The following is a 19,001-nucleotide window of genomic DNA, read 5'->3' as shown; positions in this document are numbered from 1 at the left end:
ATGGATGCCTACATGACAAATGCAGTTACCGTAAAGAACATCACCTTCCAGGAAGGGGAAACCTTAATTTGTGTACCGCTGATCGGCAAAACGCTGGATGAAATACTGGGTAACGCCCACGGCCTGGTCGACGCCGGAGCCGATATCATCGAATGGCGCGTTGACCACTTTACTCAGGTGAGAGAGATGGCTCAGGTGATGGCCGCGCTGGCGGAAATCCGTGGCGCGCTGAAAGCGCTGCCGCTGCTGTTCACCTTCCGCAGCAAGAAAGAAGGCGGCGAGACCGAGCTCAGCGACGACGCCTACTTCGCGCTCAACCGCGAAGCGGCGCGCAGTGGCCTGGTTGATGTCATCGATATCGAGCTGTTCAATGATGAAGCGCAGATCCGCGCGCTGGTTGACGATGCGCATGCCGCGGGCGTCAAAGTGATCATGAGTAACCATGATTTTCATAAGACCCCCGCCCAGGAAGATATCATCTATCGCCTGCGCCGCATGCAGGATCTGGGCGCCGATCTGCCGAAGATCGCGGTGATGCCGCAATCGCCGCAGGACGTTCTGACCCTGCTCGCCGCCACGCTGACCATGAAAGAGAAGTATGCCACCCGCCCGCTGATCACCATGTCGATGGGAAAATCGGGCGGCGTCAGCCGGGTCACCGGGCGTCTTTTTGGCTCAGCCATGACCTTCGGTACCGTGGGTCAGGCTTCCGCGCCGGGACAGATCGCCATCGACAAGCTGCGTGAAGTGATGGATATTCTCTCCTGATAACCCCTCAGCCCGGAGGACCTCTCCGGGCTATTCGCTAACAGATCTTCTGGCTGTCGTGGATGACCACATTTTTAAACGACTGCAGCGCAGGGGAAAGTCCGCGGTCTTTCATGGTCGCCAGATAGATATAGCGCGGAGGGAGGGTGTTTTTAATCTTCAGGATATGGACGTTGTAATGGGAGAGCGCCGAGATCCGCGGCATGATAGCGATCCCGTAGTCAATGCTGACCAGCCCGGCCATCGCGGTATCCTCTTCCACGTAGCAGGCAATCTCCGGCACCAGCTTTTGCTGCATAAAAACATTATCGATAAACGGACGTAAGCCGCTATTTTCTGAAAAATAGATATAGGGATAATGAATCGTCTCCACGAGGTCGACTTCATGTTCATACAGCCGGGCCAGCGGATGATCCCTGGCGGTCACCACCACCAGCTCCTGCTGAATAACCGGAATAAAATCGATATCGGGTTCATCGGCAATATAAGAGCAGATCGCCAGATCGACTTTTCCCGCTTTCAGCTCCTGCAACAGCGTCAGCGAGGTCCCTTGAGTAAAAGAAAAAGTCACGTTGTGAAATTCAGGTGAAAGAGAATATTTATTAATTAACTGCGGAACAACATATTCGCCCATCGTGTAAATAAAGGCGATACGAATGTTTTCTTTATTTTCAGCGCCGTTTTTTTGCAAAACTGTGCGGCCATTTTCCAGTGAGGCCAGCGCATCTTCGACATACGGCAGAAAACGCTTGCCGTTTTGCGTAATTTTAACGTTCCGTCCCTGTCTGGCGAACAGCGCGACCCCTAACTCCTTCTCCAGCTCTGATATCGCATGGCTTAGCGAAGGCTGGGTGATGCACAGACTGGAGGCCGCTTCGGTATAATGTTCAGTTTCAGACAGACGTTTAAAATAATAAAGTTGCTTTAGGTTCATTATTTTTGCCCGTATAATATAAGAATAAATCCACTGATGCTAATATACCATGCAAGCCACCAATAATGCGCACGTGCGGGAAAATATTGGCGGTGCATCAAATATTATTTTCTGAAGCGGATGAATGTGCCACAAAGCGTTGCCATTCATAGATACTACCTATAGTTCCCGGAGATATTTTTGCATATACATATATATGCAAAAATATTTTAAACTTTAAAGGAACTCGCTATGAGTATGTCAAACTCTCAGGAAGTCCTCACTTCCTCATCGGGGACGAAAAAAAGAAGCCGCGTTCGGATAGTTATTTTACTGCTGTTGTCCGTCGGAACGATGATCAATTATCTCGACCGCACCATCCTCGGTATCGTTGCCCCACAGTTAACCCAGGAAATTCATATCGATCCGGCGATGATGGGCATCATTTTCTCCGCCTTTGCCTGGACCTATGCCCTGGCGCAGATCCCCGGCGGCATGTTTTTAGACCGCTTCGGCAACAAACTGACCTATGCCCTGTCAATTTTCTTCTGGTCGCTGTTTACCCTGCTGCAAAGTTTCACCCTCGGGCTTAAATCTCTGCTGCTTCTGCGCCTGGGACTCGGCGTCAGCGAAGCGCCCTGCTTCCCGGCTAACAGCCGCATCGTCAGCACCTGGTTCCCGCAGCATGAGCGCGCGCGGGCGACGGCAACATATACGGTTGGTGAATATATAGGACTGGCGGCCTTCTCGCCGCTGTTATTTTTAATCCTCGAACATCACGGCTGGAGAACGCTTTTTTTCCTCACCGGCGGATTAGGTATTTTATTTACTTTGGTGTGGTGGCGTTTTTATCACGAACCCCATGAATCGCGCACGGCTAATCAAGCGGAGCTGGATTATATCGGCGCAAACGGCATTGGCAATAAAATCCAGAACGTTCCATTTAACTGGCGTGACGCCAGGCGCCTGCTGGGCTGTCGCCAGATCCTCGGCGCCAGTCTGGGTCAGTTTGCCGGCAACACCACGCTGGTGTTTTTCCTGACGTGGTTTCCCAGCTATCTGGCCAACGAGCGCCATCTTCCCTGGCTGCACGTTGGCTTCTTCGCCACCTGGCCGTTCCTCGCCGCCGCCATCGGCATCCTCTTCGGCGGCTGGATCTCGGACCGACTGCTGAAGCGAACCGGCTCCGTCAACATCAGTCGGAAGTTACCAATAATTTCTGGATTATTACTCTCCAGCTGTATTATTGCGGCGAACTGGGTGAGCGCCAACAGCACCGTTATTATTATCATGTCGGTGGCGTTTTTTGGCCAGGGAATGGTTGGCCTGGGCTGGACGTTAATTTCTGATATTGCCCCGGAAAATATGGCAGGCCTGACCGGCGGTATATTTAATTTCTGCGCTAATATGGCGTCGATTATAGCCCCACTGATAATTGGCGTGATTATCTCCGCTACGGGTAACTTCTTTTACGCACTGATCTACGTCGGCCTGACGGCGCTGATCGGCGTGATTGCCTACATCTTTATCATCGGCGACATCAAGCGAATCGAACTGAAGTAAACCCGGCGGCCCCGGCGAATTGCACGCCGGGGCGAAGAGGACGGTCAGATATCCTTTACCTTGCTGGTTAAAAACAGCGTCACCAGCGAAATCGCGGCGATCGTCCAGTAGACGCTGGCGTGGCCATAGCTCTGCGACAGCGCCCCCTGCATCACGCCGGCCAGGATCACGCCAGTGGAAATACTGTTGGTAAACAGGGTGGTCGCCGCCCCCGCGCGCCCCGGCATTAAATCCTGGAACCACAGCATGCCGATCCCGGCGATAATGCCGATAAAGATGGCGTTGAACAGCTGCAGGGCCAGCAGCGCCGTACGGCCATGAAACAGGATCAGCCCCAGATAAAACAGCACACCGGCCGCCACCGCCGCCACCATCATTTTACGTTTACCAAAGCGCTTCACGTAGTAGCCGGCGAGGATCATCGCTGGAATCTCCAGCCCGGCGGCGGTGCCCATCAGGATCCCGGCCAGGCTGTCGGGAAGCCCGAGATCGCTGCTGATCCACAGCGGCATATCAATGATATACATGGTGTTGCAGGTCCACATCAGGGTGGAGGCGATAAACAGCATGCGTACGTTCTTGTCCTGCCAGCCGCCGGCCTGCACCAGCGCCTCCGCCTCTTCCGAGGGCTGCTCCACGCGCGGAACCGAGGGTAGTTTGACGGCAATCAGCGCCAGGCTGATCACAAAGATGCCCGCCGCAATGGAGAACATGGTGGTAAAGCCATAGTTGAGCGCCAGCATAAAGGCCAGCGGCGGGCCAATCACCCACGCCAGGGACAGCTGGGCACGCATGACCGAGCTGAACATCACCACTTCCCGCGCCGAGCTGTCGGCATATTCCCGCGCCAGGGCAAAGAGCTGCGGCATGGCGGCGTTAGCGATGGATGCCAGCATCACCCCGCAGGTGATCAGCGTCAGATAGTGGCGGTTGAAGGCAAACAGCAGCGCATTGCCTACCGCCATCAGGCAGCAGAACATAATTAACCGCCGCCGGTCGCCGCGGCTATCGGAGCGCTTGGCCAGCGCCAGACTCACCAGGATCCCGGCTATCGCATTCACGGTGTAGAACAGGCCCACCCAGAACGGCTGCGCCCCCACTTCGCGGCTGAGAAACAAACTCAACGTCGGCGCCTGCAATGCGCCCGCCACGCCCATCATAAAAGCAACCAGCATAAAGGCGGCATAGACGCCGTTTAGCCGTCGTCCCATCGTCATCAACCACAGCATGAAATGTCCTTAACACACGCGAAGTAAACGAAAAAAGCCAGCAGAGGCTTTCTGCTGGCGGGTGATTCTATACTCTTTGGAATTCACGTTGCAGGACAAACGGTTAACCGTTTTTGCGCTGGCTCCGAAAGGGTGAGTCCCGTAGGGGCGATTCACGCGGCCAGAACATAGGGCTCTGGGAGCATCGACAGCGATAAACCCGGGCGAGCGCGCGCACCTGCAGCTTGAAAAACGACGAGTATAACACCAATACTCAGTCACACATGATGTCTGCAAGTCAATGATCAGAGGTCTTTGACGTCACTCCCCACTGCATCAGTTCTCCCAGAATTTCCTGCTGTCGTCCTGCCATCAGGCGGGCCAGCCAGGACGCTTCCTGCGTCGCAGAAAAGTAGCGCTGGTAGAACGATTTTGCGGTAGACCTCATCATATTCACCTCCTCGCTTCATCGGGATTCATTATTGGCTTAATATGGGGAGTAATAAATTGCTGAGTTTTGCGCAGGAGTTCCTCTTTTATGTCTTCCGGCCGTCTGCAACAACAGTTCATCCGTCTATGGCAGTGCTGCGACGGCAAATCGCAGGAGACCACCCTCAACGAGCTGGCGGAAATGCTGAGCTGCTCGCGCCGCCACATGCGCACCTTGCTCAATATGATGGAGTCCCGCGGCTGGCTGACCTGGGAGGCGGAGGCTGGCCGCGGAAAACGCTCGCGGCTGAGCTTTCTCTATACCGGCCTCGCCCTGCAGCAGCAGCGTGCCGAAGATCTGCTTGAACAGGATCGCATCGATCAGCTGGTGCAGCTGGTCGGCGATAAAGCCGCCGTCCGTCAGATGCTGGTCTCGCATCTCGGGCGCAGCTTCCGCCAAGGGCGGCACATCCTGCGCGTGCTCTACTACCGGCCAATGAAGAATTTACTGCCCGGCAGCGCGCTGCGACGTTCGGAAACCCATATCGCCCGGCAAATATTCAGCGCTCTGACGCGGGTAAATGAGGAAAATGGGGAACTGGAAGCCGATATTGCCCACCACTGGCAGCAGTTGACGCCCACCCACTGGCGCTTTTTCCTCCGGCCAGGCATCCATTTTCACCATGGCCGTGAGCTGGAGATGACCGATGTGATCGCTTCTCTGCAGCGCAGCAATGCCCTGCCGCTCTATTCGCATATCGAACGCATTGAATCGCCCACCGCCTGGACCCTGGATATTCATCTGCGCCAGCCCGACCGCTGGCTGCCCTGGCTGCTGGGCCAGGTGCCGGCGATGGTGCTGCCGCAGGAGTGGCGGACCATGAACCACTTTTCTTCGATGCCGGTCGGCACCGGCCCGTATGCCGTGGTGCGCAACAATCAGAACCAGCTCAAGATCCACGCCTTTGAGGACTATTTTGGCTACCGGGCGCTGATCGATGAGGTGAACGTCTGGGTGCTACCGGAAATTAGCGAAGAGCCCAACGGCGGCCTGACGCTGCAGGGCAATACCGAAAGCGAAAAGGCGGTGGAGAGTCGTCTGGAAGAGGGGTGCTACTACCTGCTGTTCGACTCGCGAAGCCCGCTGGGCGCCAACGAGGCGGTGCGCCGCTGGTTAAGCTATCTGTTCCAGCCCGCGAACCTGCTCTACCACGCGGGCGAGCTTTACCAGGGCAACTGGTTTCCCGCTTACGGCCTGCTGCCGCGCTGGCATCACGCCAGCAACCACGCCTGCGACAAGCCGGCGGGCCTGGAGACGGTTACCCTCACCTACTACCGCGATCACGTCGAACATCGGGTGATCGGCGGGATCATGCGCGACCTGCTGGCGGCGCATCAGGTAAAGCTGGAGATCCAGGAGCTGGAGTACGATGCCTGGCATCGCGGCGAGGTGGTCAGCGATATCTGGCTCAACAGCGTTAACTTCACCTTGCCGATCGAATTCTCGCTATTCGCCTATCTGTACGAAGTCCCGCTGATTCAGCGCTGCATCCCCATCGACTGGCAGGAAGACGCCAGCCGCTGGCGCGCGGGAGAGTTTAATCCGGCTACCTGGAGTCAGCGTCTGCTGGCCAGCCAGCATATCGTGCCGCTGATCCATCACTGGCTGATGATTCAGGGCCAGCGCAGTATGCGCGGCGTGCGGATGAACACCCTCGGCTGGTTCGATTTTAAATCCGCATGGTTTGCGCCGCCTGAGCCGTAAGCGCTTTCCGTCATCTGACAAAATCATTACACTAAGGCCGTTCTCAACGGGGTGCTAATAAACATACGCAATATCATTCAAGTTGCATCAAGGCAGCAAGCGGGTGAATCCCCTGGAGCATAGATAGCTATGTGACTGGGGTGAACGCGCGAAGCTAACGCAGATGCGGCTTGAAGGATGAAGCGTATGGGCTGAGAAAATACCCGTCGAACCTGATCCGGATAACGCCGGCGAAGGGATTTGAGGCTCACTCAAAATCCTTTGCCACCCCTTTTTTCTGAGGTGCAAAGTGTTGAAAAAATTACTCCCGCTGCTGGCGCTGGTCGCCATGCCCGCTCTGGCTAAGCCTGTCCTCACCGTCTATACCTATGACTCCTTCTCTGCCGACTGGGGCCCCGGCCCGGCGGTCAAAAAAACGTTTGAAGCGGACTGCGGCTGCGAGCTGAAGTTCGTCGCGCTGGAAGATGGCGTTTCGCTACTGAATCGTCTGCGCATGGAAGGCAAGAACAGCAAGGCTGACGTCGTGCTGGGCCTGGATAACAACCTGCTGGAAGCCGCGGCGCAGAGTCAGCTGTTCGCTAAAAGCCACGTTCCCGCCAGCGCGGTCAGCGTGCCGGGCGGCTGGGATAACGACACCTTTGTCCCCTACGATTACGGCTATTTCGCCTTCGTCTATGATAAAAACAAACTGGCCAATCCGCCGAAAAGCCTGAAAGAGTTGGTCGAGAGCCCGCAGAAGTGGCGCGTCATCTATGAAGATCCGCGCACCAGCACCCCGGGGCTGGGGCTGCTGCTATGGATGCAAAAAGTCTATGGCGATAAAGCGCCCGAGGCCTGGCAGAAACTGGCGGCGAAGACCGTTACCGTCACCAAGGGCTGGAGCGAAGCCTACGGTCTGTTCCTGAAAGGCGAAAGCGACCTGGTGTTGAGCTACACCACCTCGCCGGCCTACCACATTATTGAAGAGAAAAAAGACCACTATGCGGCGGCGAATTTCGCCGAAGGCCACTATCTGCAGGTCGAAGTTGCCGCCCGCACCGCCGCCAGCAAGCAGCCGGAACTCGCGGAAAAATTCCTCAAATTCATGGTATCTCCTGGCTTCCAGAACGCCATCCCCACCGGCAACTGGATGTATCCGGTGACCCAGGTCGCGCTGCCGGCCGGTTTTGCAACCCTGGTGAAGCCCCAGACCACGCTGACGTTTACCCCGCAGCAGGTCGCCAGCGAGCGTCAGACCTGGATTAGCGCATGGCAACGCGCCGTCAGCCGCTAAACCTTAGCGGGCTGCTGCCGGGCCTGTTCGCCGCCACGCTGCTCTGCGCCGTCGCGCTGGCGGCGTTTCTGGCGCTGTGGTTCAGCGCGCCCGGCACGGGCTGGCAGACGGTTTTCAGCGATAGCTACCTCTGGCACGTGGTGCGCTTCTCCTTCTGGCAGGCGTCGCTCTCAGCGCTGCTTTCGGTGGGCCCGGCCGTCTTTCTCGCCCGCGCGCTTTATCGGCGTCGCTTTCCCGGCCGCACCCTGCTGCTGCGCCTGTGCGCGATGACCCTGATCCTGCCGGTGCTGGTGGCGGTGTTCGGCATCCTCAGCGTCTATGGCCGCCAGGGCTGGCTGGCCTCGCTGTTTCACACTTTCGGCTGGCAGTGGGATTTCTCGCCTTACGGCCTGCAGGGCATCCTGCTGGCGCACGTCTTTTTCAATATGCCGATGGCCACCCGCCTGCTGCTGCAGGCGCTGGAGAACATTCCCGGCGAGCAGCGGCAAATTGCCGCCCAGCTTGGCATGCGCGGCTATGCCTTCTTCCGCCTCGTCGAATGGCCATGGATGCGCCGGCACATTCCCGCCGTCGCCGCGCTGATTTTTATGCTCTGCTTCGCCAGCTTCGCCACCGTGCTGTCGCTGGGCGGCGGCCCGAAGGCCACCACCATTGAGCTGGCTATCTACCAGGCGCTGAGCTTTGACTACGATCCGGCGCGAGCGGCGATGCTGGCGTTGATCCAGATGCTCTGCTGCCTCGGGCTGGTGCTGCTCAGCCAGCGTCTCAGTAAAGCAGTGGCTATCGGCGTCAGCCATGTCCGCGGCTGGCGCGACCCTGACGATCGCCTGCATAGCCGGCTGAGCGATGGGTTGCTGATCGGCGCCGCCCTGCTGCTTCTGCTGCCGCCGTTGCTGGCGGTCATCGTCGACGGGATCAACCGCAACATGCTGGACGTGCTGGCGCAGCCCGCCCTCTGGCAGGCATTGACGACTTCTCTGCGCATCGCCATTGCCGCCGGGCTGTTGAGCGTGACCCTGACGATGATGCTGCTATGGAGCAGTCGCGAGCTGCGCGCCCGTCAGCGGCCGCTGGCCGGGCAGGCGATGGAGCTGAGCGGCATGCTGATCCTTGCCATGCCGGGCATCGTGCTGGCTACCGGCTTCTTCCTGCTGCTCAACAACAGCATCGGCCTGCCGGAGTCCGCCGACGGCATCGTCATCTTTACCAATGCTCTGATGGCGATCCCCTACGCGCTTAAAGTGCTGGAAAACCCGATGCGCGACATTGCCGTCCGCTACAGCATGCTCTGCCAGTCGCTGGGGATCGAAGGCCTGGCGCGGCTGCGGGTCATCGAACTTCGCGCGCTCCGGCGCCCGCTGGCCCAGGCGTTAGCCTTCGCCTGCGTGCTGTCGATTGGCGACTTCGGCGTGGTGGCGCTGTTCGGCAACGAGGCGTTCCGCACCCTGCCTTTCTATCTGTACCAGCAGATAGGCGCCTACCGCAGCCAGGACGGCGCCGTCACCGCCCTGCTTCTGCTGCTGCTCTGTTTCTTATTATTTACGCTGATTGAAAAACTTCCGGGGCGTGATGCTAAAACTCAATGATGTGACCTGGCTGTACCAGCATCTGCCGATGCGCTTTACTCTCGACGTCGCGCGCGGCGAGCGCATCGCGGTGCTCGGCCCCAGCGGCGCCGGAAAGAGCACCCTGCTGAATCTGATCGCCGGTTTTCTGCCGCCCGCCAGCGGCAGCCTGCAGATTAACGGCGAGACGCATCACGCGACGCCGCCGGCGCAGCGTCCGGTTTCGATGCTGTTCCAGGAGAATAACCTGTTTAACCATCTGACCATTCGGCAGAATATCAGCCTCGGGATCCACCCTGGCCTGAAACTGAGCCGCGAACAGCAGCAGAAAGTCGCGGCGATTGCCGCCCAGATGGGAATTGATGACCTGCTTGAACGCCTGCCGGGAGAGCTCTCCGGCGGTCAACGGCAGCGCGCGGCGCTGGCCCGCTGTCTGGTGCGCCAGCAGCCAGTGCTGCTGCTGGATGAACCCTTCTCAGCGCTCGACCCGGCGCTGCGCCAGGAGATGCTGGCGCTGGTGGCTGATGTCTGCGAGCAGCAGCAGCTCACCCTGCTGATGGTCTCGCACAGCGTGGAAGATGCCGCACGCATTGCGCCGCGCTCGATTGTGGTCGCCGAAGGGCGCATTGTCTGGGATGGCGCTACCGCCGAGCTGTTAAGCGGCCACAGCAGCGCCTCGCATCTGATGGGGATCAGCGCGCAATAACCTTGTGCAGGATCGCCAGATAGACCGGCATCAGCGGATGGCGGAAGACAAACGTTAACGCCGTTGCCGCCAGCGCGACCATAAGCGGCGCCAGCCACAGCAGACGCCCGCGCGGCAGCCAGCGGGTCAGCCGATCGCCAGACGTTTTCGCGCTCCGCCACAGCCGCCAGCACAGCCACCCTGCCAGCCAGGCGAGCAGCGCCGCCCCCAGCAGCAGCCATTTAAAGCTGGCGCTGTTTTCATCGGCCGGAATATCAATCGCCGCCCCGGCGAGAATGCCAGGCAGGAAATAGAGCGGCGGCCAGAGCAGGCAGCCGATAATATTTGGTAGCACGAATTTGGCCACCGGCAGGTCGAGCATCCCGGCGACCATCGGCACCAGCGGACGCGTCGGCCCGACAAAGCGGCCAATCAGGATGGTGATCATGCTGTGCTGGTGCAGCGCATGCTCGGTTTTCTCCAGCAGGGCGCGGTTTTTCTTCATGAACGACCAGCGGTGCAGCGGCTTTTTAAAGCGCCATCCGAGCCAGAATGAGATCCAGTCGCCCAGCAGACAGCCCACGATCCCCGCCAGCCACGCCTGCCAGAAGTTAACCTCACCGCCGCCAATCAGCGCCCCAAGGCCGGCCATCATCACCGTTCCGGGTAAGATAAGCCCCACCAGCGCCAGCGACTCGAGAAAGGCCACCAGCATCACGGCTAACAGCGAGTAGACCGTGGATTGGGTAATAAAGTGTTCGAGCAATGCTTGCATAATGTACCCGGTTAAAAAACGAAGCCCGGATTCTCCGAAGCCATCGCGCCGTCGTCAAGCCACCAATTGTCTTAATAGTTTACTGGCTGTGACATTTAAGCGGGTCATCATTTCACTTTCTTTACTTTTTATTCACATCCCGCGCGGAATTCGCTCGGGCTGGCGCCGGTGCATTTTTTGAACACGCGGGAAAAATAGAGCTGATCTTCAAAGCCGACGTTGCGCCCGACGGTGGCGATCGGCATCCGCGTGGTGCTCAGCAACAGTTTGGCCTGGCTGATACGCTGGTCCTCCCGCCAGCCGAGGACGCTGATCCCCAGCTGCTGGCGAAACAGGTGCGACAGGCGCGAGGGCGACAGGCAGACGTGCTGGGCGACGCTGGCGATATCAAAATGGCTGTCCGCCAGATGGTCGCTGATGTACTGGCAGGCGTCGCGCACCCGGTTATCCAGCGGCGGATGCAGCGATTCGTTGATCGCCTCCATCCGCCGCAGCAGGAGCTGTTCCAGCAGATTAATCGCCAGCAGTTCGGAATAGCGCCCCGCCCCTTGCCCGGCATCGACGATCTGGCCGAACAGCTCGCCAAAGCGCGCCTGCCACTGCTCGTCCGGACGGAAAAAGCCAGTCTGGGCGAAGATCGTCGGCCAGTTGAGCCACTCGTGCCAGTAGGCGCGCGGGCGGAAGTAGACCCACTGGTGATACCACTCGCTGGCGTCGGGATGGCGGCCGTAATGATGGATCTCCCCCGGCGGGAACAGCAGCATATCGCCCGGCCGGCAGACAAACTGCTCGCCGTGGTTGTTGATTACCCCCTCGCCGCGGATCGTCAGGTTGAGGATATAGCCTTTCATACCCAGCGGGCGGTCGATAAAGAAATCCAGGTATCCCTGCGCCTCAATCGGCGTCAGGCCGGTGACCAGATGAGCGTTAAAAGAGTAGCCCGGCAGCAGCGGATCGTTTTGCGTTTCGGCCATACGCGTGGTTCTCCCGAAGGTATTAGTGACACCAATTGTCCATATTCATCATTTTATCGCTCTCGGCCCTGTCACGACTGCGACGGCGGTGGAAATTTCGCTAAAAAGCCGCACAGCAAGCGAAAAAAGCGCCAGCGGCGTGCATTCCACCGGGATATGCCGGGTAACAAAAGTGTCTATAAATACGGCAGAAAAGTCCACATCGAATATTTGCACGGCGTCACACTTTGCGAGGTGACAGCAAAATAATCCATAAGATTAGCGAATCCGGCCTGACGGATTTTGCCGGGGATATCTACTGTTGCTGCATGAATGATTTCTGCATGGAGTAACAAGATGGCAATTGCGATTGGCCTCGACTTTGGTAGTGACTCAGTCCGCGCCCTGGCGGTGGAATGCGCGTCCGGCGCAGAACTGGCGGCAAGCGTGGAGTGGTATCCGCGCTGGCGGGAAGGACAGTATTGCGATGGCGCGAACAACCGCTTCCGCCACCACCCGCGAGATTACATCGAGTCCATGGAAGCGGCGCTGAAAAGCGTACTTGCCTCCCTGAGCGCCGAACAGCGCGCCGACGTCGTGGGCATTGGCGTCGACAGCACCGGCTCAACCCCGGCTCCCGTTGATGCCGAAGGCAACGTGCTGGCGCTGCGCGAAGAATTCGCTGACAACCCTAACGCCATGTTTGTCCTGTGGAAGGATCATACCGCGGTCGAGGAAGCCGAGGCGATCACCCGCCTGTGCCACCAGCCGGGCAAAGAGGATTACTCGCGCTATATCGGCGGGATCTACTCCAGCGAATGGTTCTGGGCCAAAATCCTCCATGTCACCCGGGAAGATAGCGCCGTCGCCCAGGCAGCCGCCTCGTGGGTGGAGCTTTGCGACTGGGTGCCCGCCCTGCTCTCCGGCACTACGCGTCCGCAGGATCTGCGCCGCGGCCGCTGCAGCGCCGGGCATAAATCGCTGTGGCATGAGAGCTGGGGCGGTCTGCCGCCGGCCAGCTTCTTCGATGAGCTTGATCCCATCATTAACCAGCATCTGGCCTGGCCGCTGTTCACCGATACCTGGACGGCCGATGTGCCGGTCGGCACGCTAAGCGCAGAGTGGGCCCAGCGCCTGGGCCTGTCGCAGACCGTGGCCATCTCCGGCGGCGCCTTCGACTGCCATATGGGCGCCGTTGGCGCCGGCGCGCAGCCTAACGCGCTGGTGAAAGTCATCGGCACCTCCACCTGCGACATTCTGATTGCCGATAAAGAGAGCGTCGGCGACCGCACGGTCAAAGGCATCTGCGGCCAGGTCGACGGCAGCGTGGTCCCGCACTTTATCGGTATGGAGGCTGGCCAGTCCGCCTTCGGCGATATTTACGCCTGGTTTGGGCGCATCCTCGGCTGGCCGCTGGAACAGCTGGCCCAGCAGCATCCGGAATTGCGCGAACAAATCAAAGCCAGCCAAAAACAGTTACTGCCGGCGCTCACCGAAGCCTGGGCCAGTAACCCATCGCTCGATCATCTGCCGGTAGTGCTGGACTGGTTCAACGGCCGCCGCACGCCGAATGCCAACCAGCGCCTGAAAGGGGTGATCACCGACCTTAACCTGGCCACCGACGCGCCGGCGCTATTCGGCGGACTGATCGCCGCCACCGCCTTCGGCGCCCGCGCCATTATGGAGTGCTTCACCGAGCAGGGGATCCCGGTTAACAACGTCATGGCGCTCGGCGGTATCGCGCGGAAAAACCAGGTCATCATGCAGGCCTGCTGCGACGTGCTGAACCGTCCGCTGCAGATTGTCGCCTCCGATCAGTGCTGCGCGCTGGGGGCGGCTATCTTCGCCGCCGTCGCCGCCGGCGTCTATGAGGATATTCCAGCCGCCCAGCAGCGGATGGCAAGCCAGGTGGAAACCACCCTGCAGCCGCGCCCGGCGCAGGCACAGCGTTTCGAACAACTCTATCAGCGCTACCAGCAGTGGTCGGTCAGCGCCGAACAACACTATCTCCCTTCGGCTGCAAAGGCGGAAAAAGCCCCGCAATCTCAGGCAGCGCTCACCCATTAAGGATACGAAAATGACGATTTTTGATAACTATGAAGTATGGTTCGTTATTGGCAGCCAACATCTCTACGGCCCGGAAGCCCTGCGCCAGGTGACGAAGCATGCCGAACATGTGGTGAACAGCCTGAATGCGGAAGCCAAACTGCCGTGTAAACTGGTCCTCAAGCCGCTGGGCACTACCCCGGACGAGATCACCCATATCTGCCGCGACGCCAACTACGATGACAAATGCGCCGGGTTAGTGGTCTGGCTGCATACCTTCTCGCCGGCAAAAATGTGGATCAACGGCCTGACCATCCTCAACAAGCCGCTGCTGCAGTTCCATACGCAGTACAATGCCGCGCTGCCGTGGGACAGCATCGATATGGACTTTATGAACCTGAACCAGACCGCGCACGGCGGCCGCGAGTTCGGCTTCATCGGCGCCCGTATGCGCCAGCAGCACAGCGTGGTGACCGGCCACTGGCAGGATAAAGAGGCCCACCAGCGCATCGGCGGCTGGATGCGCCAGGCGGTCTCCAGACAGGATACCCGTCATCTGAAAGTGTGCCGTTTCGGCGATAACATGCGTGAAGTGGCGGTGACCGACGGCGATAAAGTCGCGGCGCAGATCAAGTTTGGCTTCTCAGTGAACACCTGGGCGGTCGGCGATCTGGTGCAGGTGGTCAACAGCGTCAGCGACGGCGATATCAGCGCGCTGGTCGATGAATACGAGAGCAGCTACCGTCTGACCCCGGCGGCGCAGGTTCACGGCGACAAGCGCCAGAACGTGCTGGACGCCGCGCGCATTGAGCTGGGGATGAAACGCTTCCTCGAACAGGGCGGTTTCCATGCCTTTACCACCACCTTTGAAGATCTCCACGGCCTGAAACAGCTCCCGGGTCTCGCCGTACAGCGCCTGATGCAGCAGGGCTACGGCTTTGCCGGCGAGGGCGACTGGAAAACCGCCGCTCTGCTTCGCATCATGAAGGTGATGTCAACTGGTCTGCAGGGCGGCACCTCCTTTATGGAGGATTACACCTACCACTTCGACAATGGCAACGATCTGGTGCTCGGCTCGCACATGCTGGAAGTGTGCCCGACGATCGCCACCGCTGAGAAACCGATCCTCGACGTCCAGCCGCTGGGCATCGGCGGCAAAGCGGATCCGGCGCGCCTGATCTTCAATACCCAGACCGGCCCGGCGATTGTCGCCAGCCTGATCGACCTGGGAGACCGCTTCCGTCTGCTGGTCAACACCATTGAAACCGTCCCGACGCCGCACGATCTGCCGAAGCTGCCGGTGGCCAACGCCCTGTGGAAAGCGCAGCCGGATCTGCGTACCGCTTCGGAAGCCTGGATCATCGCCGGCGGCGCGCACCATACCGTCTTCAGCCATGCGCTGAACCTCGACGATATGCGCCAGTTCGCCGAGCTGAATGATATCGAGCTGACCGTCATCGACAACGATACCCGTCTGCCGGCCTTCAAAGACGCGCTGCGCTGGAATGAAGTCTATTACGGTTCAAAACGCTAAAAGGTCGTCCCCTCACCCTACCCCTTTCCCCGCCGGGGAGAGGGTACCGGCCGGGCGCGATGCCGCCTTCCTCCCTCTCCCGCCGGGAGAGGGCCGGGGTGAGGGATACCCGACTCGCCTGCTATTCGGAGCACACTATGTTAGAAGATCTTAAACGCCAGGTTCTGGAAGCCAACTTAGCGCTGCCGCAGCATAATCTGGTGACCTTAACCTGGGGCAACGTCAGCGCCGTCGACCGCGACCAGGGCGTTCTGGTTATCAAACCCTCCGGCGTGGATTATCGCGTAATGACCGCCGACGATATGGTGGTGGTCAGTCTGGAGAGCGGCGAAGTGGTGGAGGGTAAGAAGAAGCCCTCGTCGGATACCCCGACCCATCGCCTGCTGTATCAGGCTTTCCCGACGCTGGGCGGCATTGTGCATACCCATTCGCGCCACGCCACCATCTGGGCGCAGGCCGGGCAAGCTATTCCGGCGACCGGCACCACCCACGCCGACTATTTCTATGGTCCGGTGCCCTGCACCCGGCTGATGACCGATGCGGAGATCAATGGCGAATACGAATGGGAAACCGGCAAGGTAATTGTTGAAACCTTCCGCCAGCGCGAGATCGACCCGGCGCAGATGCCCGGCGTGCTGGTTCATTCCCACGGCCCGTTCGCATGGGGTAAAAACGCCGAAGACGCGGTGCATAACGCCATCGTGCTGGAAGAGATCGCGTATATGGGCATCTTCTGCCGCCAGCTGGCGCCGCAGCTGCCGGATATGCAGCAGACCCTGCTGGATAAGCACTATCTGCGTAAGCACGGGGCTAAAGCCTACTACGGCCAATAATCACCCTGCTCGCGCTGCGCCTGGCAGGGCTACGGCTCTGCCGCGTCGGGTAGCCCGGATAAGCGCGCAAGCCGAAATCCAGCGCCACCTTAGCGCCGAGTACCTGTATAAAACCCCAGCACCTCCTGAGAAACCAGGCTATAATCAGGCCTGGTTTTTTATCGTTGAGAGCACCCGTGACCCAGCCACGAGCAGGTTTTTTACTCACCCGTCACTGGCGGGACACTCCGCAAGGCACCGAGCTGTCCTTCTGGCTGGCCACCGACGACGGCCCGCTGCAGGTCACGCTGCCGCCGCAGGAGTCCGTCGCCTTTATCCCCGCCGCGCAGCGGGCGCAGGCTGAGCGACTGCTGCAGGGTGAGAAAGGCTTCCGCTTCGCCCCGCTGGCCCTGAAAGATTTCCACCGCCAGCCGGTGGTCGGCCTCTACTGCCGCGCCCATCGTCAATTGATGCGTCTGGAGAAGATGCTTCGCGACAGCGGCGTCACCCTCTATGAGGGCGATATCCGTCCGCCGGAGCGCTACCTGATGGAGCGCTTTATTACCGCCCCGGTGTGGGTGGAAGGCGAAACGCGTGGCCCGCATCTGGTCAACGCGCGCATGAAACCCCATCCTGACTATCGCCCGCCGCTGAAATGGGTGTCGCTGGATATCGAAACCAGCCGTCACGGCGAGCTGTACTGCATCGGCCTGGAAGGCTGCGGTCAGCGGGTGGTCTACATGCTGGGCCCCGAACCGGAAACGCCGCCAGACGTCGATTTCGATCTGGTCTACGTCGCCAGTCGCCCTCTGCTGCTGGAAAAGCTCAACGCCTGGTTTGCCGATCACGACCCCGACGTGCTGATCGGCTGGAACGTGGTGCAGTTCGATCTGCGCGTCCTGCAAAAGCATGCCGAACGCTATCGTATCCCGCTGCGGCTCGGCCGCGGCAACAGCGAGCTGGAGTGGCGCGAGCACGGCTTTAAGAACGGCGTCTTCTTCGCCCAGGCCAACGGCCGGCTGATTATCGACGGTATCGAGGCGCTGAAATCGGCGTTCTGGAATTTCTCCTCCTTTTCGCTGGAGGCGGTGGCGCGCGAGCTGTTGGGCGAAGGCAAAGCCATCGACAACCCGTGGGATCGGATGGACGAGATCGATCGCCGCTTCCATGACGATAAACCGGCGCTGGCCATCTATAACCTGCAGGACTGCGAGCTGGTGACGCGGATCTTCCACAAAACGGAGATCATGCCGTTTCTGCTCGAACGAGCGACGGTCAACGGCCTGCCCGCCGATCGCCACGGCGGCTCGGTCGCCGCCTTCAGCCACCTCTATTTTCCGCGCATGCACCGCCTGGGCTACGTGGCGCCGAACCTCGGCGACGTGCCGCCGCAGGCGAGCCCCGGCGGCTATGTGATGGACTCCCGCCCCGGCCTGTATGACTCGGTGCTGGTCCTGGACTACAAGAGCCTGTATCCGTCGATCATTCGCACCTTTTTAATCGATCCGGTCGGCCTGGTGGAGGGCCTGGCGCAGCCCGATGACCAGCACAGCATTGAGGGCTTCCTCGGCGCCCGCTTCTCGCGAGACAAGCACTGCCTGCCGGGGATTGTCAGCCAGATCTGGCATGGCCGCGATGAAGCCAAGCGCCGGCACAATAAGCCGCTCTCCCAGGCGCTGAAGATCATCATGAACGCCTTTTACGGCGTACTGGGCACCAGCGCCTGCCGCTTCTTCGACCCGCGTCTCGCCTCGTCGATCACCATGCGCGGCCACGCGATCATGCGTCAGACCAAAGCGTTAATTGAAGCCAAAGGCTATGACGTTATCTACGGCGATACCGACTCCACTTTCGTCTGGCTTAAGCGCCCGCACAGCGAAGCGCAGGCGGCGGAGATTGGCCGGACGCTGGTGAACGATGTCAACGCCTGGTGGGCGCAGGAGCTTGGCAAAAGCCAGCTTACCAGCGCCCTGGAGCTGGAATACGAAACCCACTTCTGCCGTTTTCTGATGCCGACGATCCGCGGCGCCGATACCGGCAGCAAGAAGCGTTACGCCGGCATGATTCAGGAGGGCGACGGCCAGCGCATGGTTTTCAAAGGGCTGGAAACGGTGCGCACCGACTGGACGCCGCTGGCCCAGCAGTTTCAGCAGGAGCTGTACCTGCGCATCTTCCGCAACCAGCCGTATCAGGATTATGTGCGGGAGACTATCGCCAGGCTGATGAACGGCGAGCTCGATGAGCAGCTGGTTTATCGCAAACGCCTGCGCCGGCCGCTGGCGGAGTATCAGCGCAACGTGCCGCCTCACGTGCGCGCCGCGAGGCTTGCCGATGAGCACAACCTGAAGCGGGGTCGGGCGCAGCAGTATCAGCAGCGCGGCACCATCAAATACGTCTGGACCACCGGCGGCCCGGAACCGGTGGATTATCAACAATCGCCGCTCGATTACGACCACTATTTGTCAAAGCAGCTGCAGCCGGTAGCGGAAGGGATCCTGCCCTTCGTCAACGACGACTTTGCTACAATAGTGACAGGACAGCTGGGGCTATTTTGATTTTTTCACACCCATTCTGCGGGCGCAGAAGCCTGAAAATGAACCGTGAGGAGGACGTGACGAACGTTCTGCCATCCAGTAATATAGCGCCCTTTCCATTCCTGGCCCCTATTTTGACGCATCTCCGGTTGTACATGGGGATGATCAACTATTGCCT

General features: G+C 59.5%; 15 protein-coding genes. 10 read left to right on the top strand and 5 right to left on the bottom strand.

All coding sequences use genetic code 11. The features are described 5' to 3' along the window. Positions 1-12 precede the first annotated feature (12 nt). Entirely contained in the window at positions 13-768 is a 756-nt protein-coding gene (aroD, locus tag AC6CWS_RS04860) for a type I 3-dehydroquinate dehydratase (protein WP_065882765.1), read from the top strand. 37 nt (positions 769-805) lie between these two features. On the opposite strand, the gene AC6CWS_RS04855 is transcribed toward aroD, so the two are convergent. After that, entirely contained in the window at positions 806-1,702 is an 897-nt protein-coding gene (locus AC6CWS_RS04855; RefSeq protein WP_004204315.1) for a LysR family transcriptional regulator, read from the bottom strand. A gap of 231 nt (positions 1,703-1,933) precedes the next feature. Between AC6CWS_RS04855 and AC6CWS_RS04850 the strand changes: the two genes are divergently transcribed. Continuing rightward, positions 1,934-3,244 carry an MFS transporter gene (locus AC6CWS_RS04850; RefSeq protein WP_065882766.1) on the top strand — a complete coding sequence of 437 codons (1,311 nt, stop codon included), beginning with the start codon at positions 1,934-1,936 and terminating at the stop codon, positions 3,242-3,244. Between the two features lie 44 nt (positions 3,245-3,288). On the opposite strand, the gene AC6CWS_RS04845 is transcribed toward AC6CWS_RS04850, so the two are convergent. Together AC6CWS_RS04845 and sgrT are read right to left on the bottom strand one after the other, a co-directional pair. Continuing rightward, positions 3,289-4,473, bottom strand: a complete 1,185-nt coding sequence (locus tag AC6CWS_RS04845; RefSeq protein WP_065882767.1) for a sugar efflux transporter — start codon at positions 4,471-4,473, stop codon at positions 3,289-3,291. Between the two features lie 277 nt (positions 4,474-4,750). After that, positions 4,751-4,903, bottom strand: coding sequence for a glucose uptake inhibitor SgrT (sgrT, locus tag AC6CWS_RS04840; RefSeq protein ID WP_004204309.1), 153 nt, complete (start codon positions 4,901-4,903; stop codon positions 4,751-4,753). An 87-nt stretch (positions 4,904-4,990) separates the two neighbouring features. On the opposite strand from sgrT, the gene sgrR reads away from it, so the two are divergent. The 4 genes from sgrR (at position 4,991) to thiQ (ending at position 10,190) form a co-directional block, all read left to right on the top strand. Next, positions 4,991-6,646 (top strand): HTH-type transcriptional regulator SgrR, encoded by a 1,656-nt coding sequence (gene sgrR / locus AC6CWS_RS04835; RefSeq protein ID WP_065882768.1) that lies wholly within the window; start codon positions 4,991-4,993, stop codon positions 6,644-6,646. A gap of 289 nt (positions 6,647-6,935) precedes the next feature. Further along, entirely contained in the window at positions 6,936-7,919 is a 984-nt protein-coding gene (thiB, locus tag AC6CWS_RS04830; protein ID WP_065882769.1) for a thiamine ABC transporter substrate binding subunit, read from the top strand. Beyond that, positions 7,895-9,505 carry a thiamine/thiamine pyrophosphate ABC transporter permease ThiP gene (gene thiP, locus AC6CWS_RS04825; RefSeq protein WP_065882770.1) on the top strand — a complete coding sequence of 537 codons (1,611 nt, stop codon included), beginning with the start codon at positions 7,895-7,897 and terminating at the stop codon, positions 9,503-9,505. Before thiB ends, thiP begins: the two co-directional genes overlap by 25 nt. After that, positions 9,489-10,190 (top strand): thiamine ABC transporter ATP-binding protein ThiQ, encoded by a 702-nt coding sequence (gene thiQ, locus AC6CWS_RS04820; RefSeq protein ID WP_065882771.1) that lies wholly within the window; start codon positions 9,489-9,491, stop codon positions 10,188-10,190. The genes thiP and thiQ overlap by 17 nt, the downstream gene beginning before the upstream one ends. Here the strand turns inward: thiQ and AC6CWS_RS04815 are convergent. Both AC6CWS_RS04815 and araC read right to left on the bottom strand, forming a co-directional pair. After that, complete coding sequence (locus AC6CWS_RS04815) at positions 10,177-10,944, bottom strand: DedA family protein (RefSeq protein WP_044521009.1); 768 nt, start codon at positions 10,942-10,944, stop codon at positions 10,177-10,179. The two genes, thiQ and AC6CWS_RS04815, sit on opposite strands and share 14 nt — an antisense overlap. A 128-nt stretch (positions 10,945-11,072) precedes the next feature. Next, positions 11,073-11,918, bottom strand: a complete 846-nt coding sequence (araC, locus tag AC6CWS_RS04810) for an arabinose operon transcriptional regulator AraC (protein ID WP_004204301.1) — start codon at positions 11,916-11,918, stop codon at positions 11,073-11,075. A 336-nt stretch (positions 11,919-12,254) separates the two neighbouring features. On the opposite strand from araC, the gene araB reads away from it, so the two are divergent. From araB to polB, 4 genes are all read left to right on the top strand, one after another. Beyond that, on the top strand, positions 12,255-13,964 hold the full coding sequence (araB, locus tag AC6CWS_RS04805; protein ID WP_023291960.1) for a ribulokinase: 1,710 nt from the start codon (positions 12,255-12,257) through the stop codon (positions 13,962-13,964). A 10-nt stretch (positions 13,965-13,974) separates the two neighbouring features. Then, positions 13,975-15,477 (top strand): L-arabinose isomerase, encoded by a 1,503-nt coding sequence (gene araA / locus AC6CWS_RS04800; RefSeq protein ID WP_023291959.1) that lies wholly within the window; start codon positions 13,975-13,977, stop codon positions 15,475-15,477. Positions 15,478-15,614: 137 nt separating this feature from the next. Then, on the top strand, positions 15,615-16,310 hold the full coding sequence (gene araD, locus AC6CWS_RS04795) for an L-ribulose-5-phosphate 4-epimerase (RefSeq protein ID WP_017901201.1): 696 nt from the start codon (positions 15,615-15,617) through the stop codon (positions 16,308-16,310). Positions 16,311-16,486: 176 nt separating this feature from the next. After that, positions 16,487-18,844 carry a DNA polymerase II gene (gene polB / locus AC6CWS_RS04790; protein WP_023291958.1) on the top strand — a complete coding sequence of 786 codons (2,358 nt, stop codon included), beginning with the start codon at positions 16,487-16,489 and terminating at the stop codon, positions 18,842-18,844. Positions 18,845-19,001: the final 157 nt, after the last annotated feature.

It is taken from the genome of Klebsiella sp. M041 (genome assembly GCF_059759695.1).
Note: the sequence above shows the minus strand (reverse complement) of the source record. Positions and strands in the feature narration are given on the sequence as shown.

Excerpts from the sequence above, each read along its gene's own strand:
- araB (WP_023291960.1), top strand. The coding sequence starts at position 12,255 with ATGGCAATTGCGATTGGCCTCGACTTTGGTAGTGACTCAGTCCGCGCC.
- araD (WP_017901201.1), top strand. The coding sequence starts at position 15,615 with ATGTTAGAAGATCTTAAACGCCAGGTTCTGGAAGCCAACTTAGCGCTG.
- AC6CWS_RS04855 (WP_004204315.1), bottom strand. The coding sequence starts at position 1,702 with ATGAACCTAAAGCAACTTTATTATTTTAAACGTCTGTCTGAAACTGAA.
- AC6CWS_RS04845 (WP_065882767.1), bottom strand. The coding sequence starts at position 4,473 with ATGCTGTGGTTGATGACGATGGGACGACGGCTAAACGGCGTCTATGCC.
- thiP (WP_065882770.1), top strand. The coding sequence starts at position 7,895 with ATGGCAACGCGCCGTCAGCCGCTAAACCTTAGCGGGCTGCTGCCGGGC.
- araC (WP_004204301.1), bottom strand. The coding sequence starts at position 11,918 with ATGGCCGAAACGCAAAACGATCCGCTGCTGCCGGGCTACTCTTTTAAC.
- sgrT (WP_004204309.1), bottom strand. The coding sequence starts at position 4,903 with ATGATGAGGTCTACCGCAAAATCGTTCTACCAGCGCTACTTTTCTGCG.
- sgrR (WP_065882768.1), top strand. The coding sequence starts at position 4,991 with ATGTCTTCCGGCCGTCTGCAACAACAGTTCATCCGTCTATGGCAGTGC.
- AC6CWS_RS04850 (WP_065882766.1), top strand. The coding sequence starts at position 1,934 with ATGAGTATGTCAAACTCTCAGGAAGTCCTCACTTCCTCATCGGGGACG.
- araA (WP_023291959.1), top strand. The coding sequence starts at position 13,975 with ATGACGATTTTTGATAACTATGAAGTATGGTTCGTTATTGGCAGCCAA.
- aroD (WP_065882765.1), top strand. The coding sequence starts at position 13 with ATGACAAATGCAGTTACCGTAAAGAACATCACCTTCCAGGAAGGGGAA.
- AC6CWS_RS04815 (WP_044521009.1), bottom strand. The coding sequence starts at position 10,944 with ATGCAAGCATTGCTCGAACACTTTATTACCCAATCCACGGTCTACTCG.
- thiQ (WP_065882771.1), top strand. The coding sequence starts at position 9,489 with ATGCTAAAACTCAATGATGTGACCTGGCTGTACCAGCATCTGCCGATG.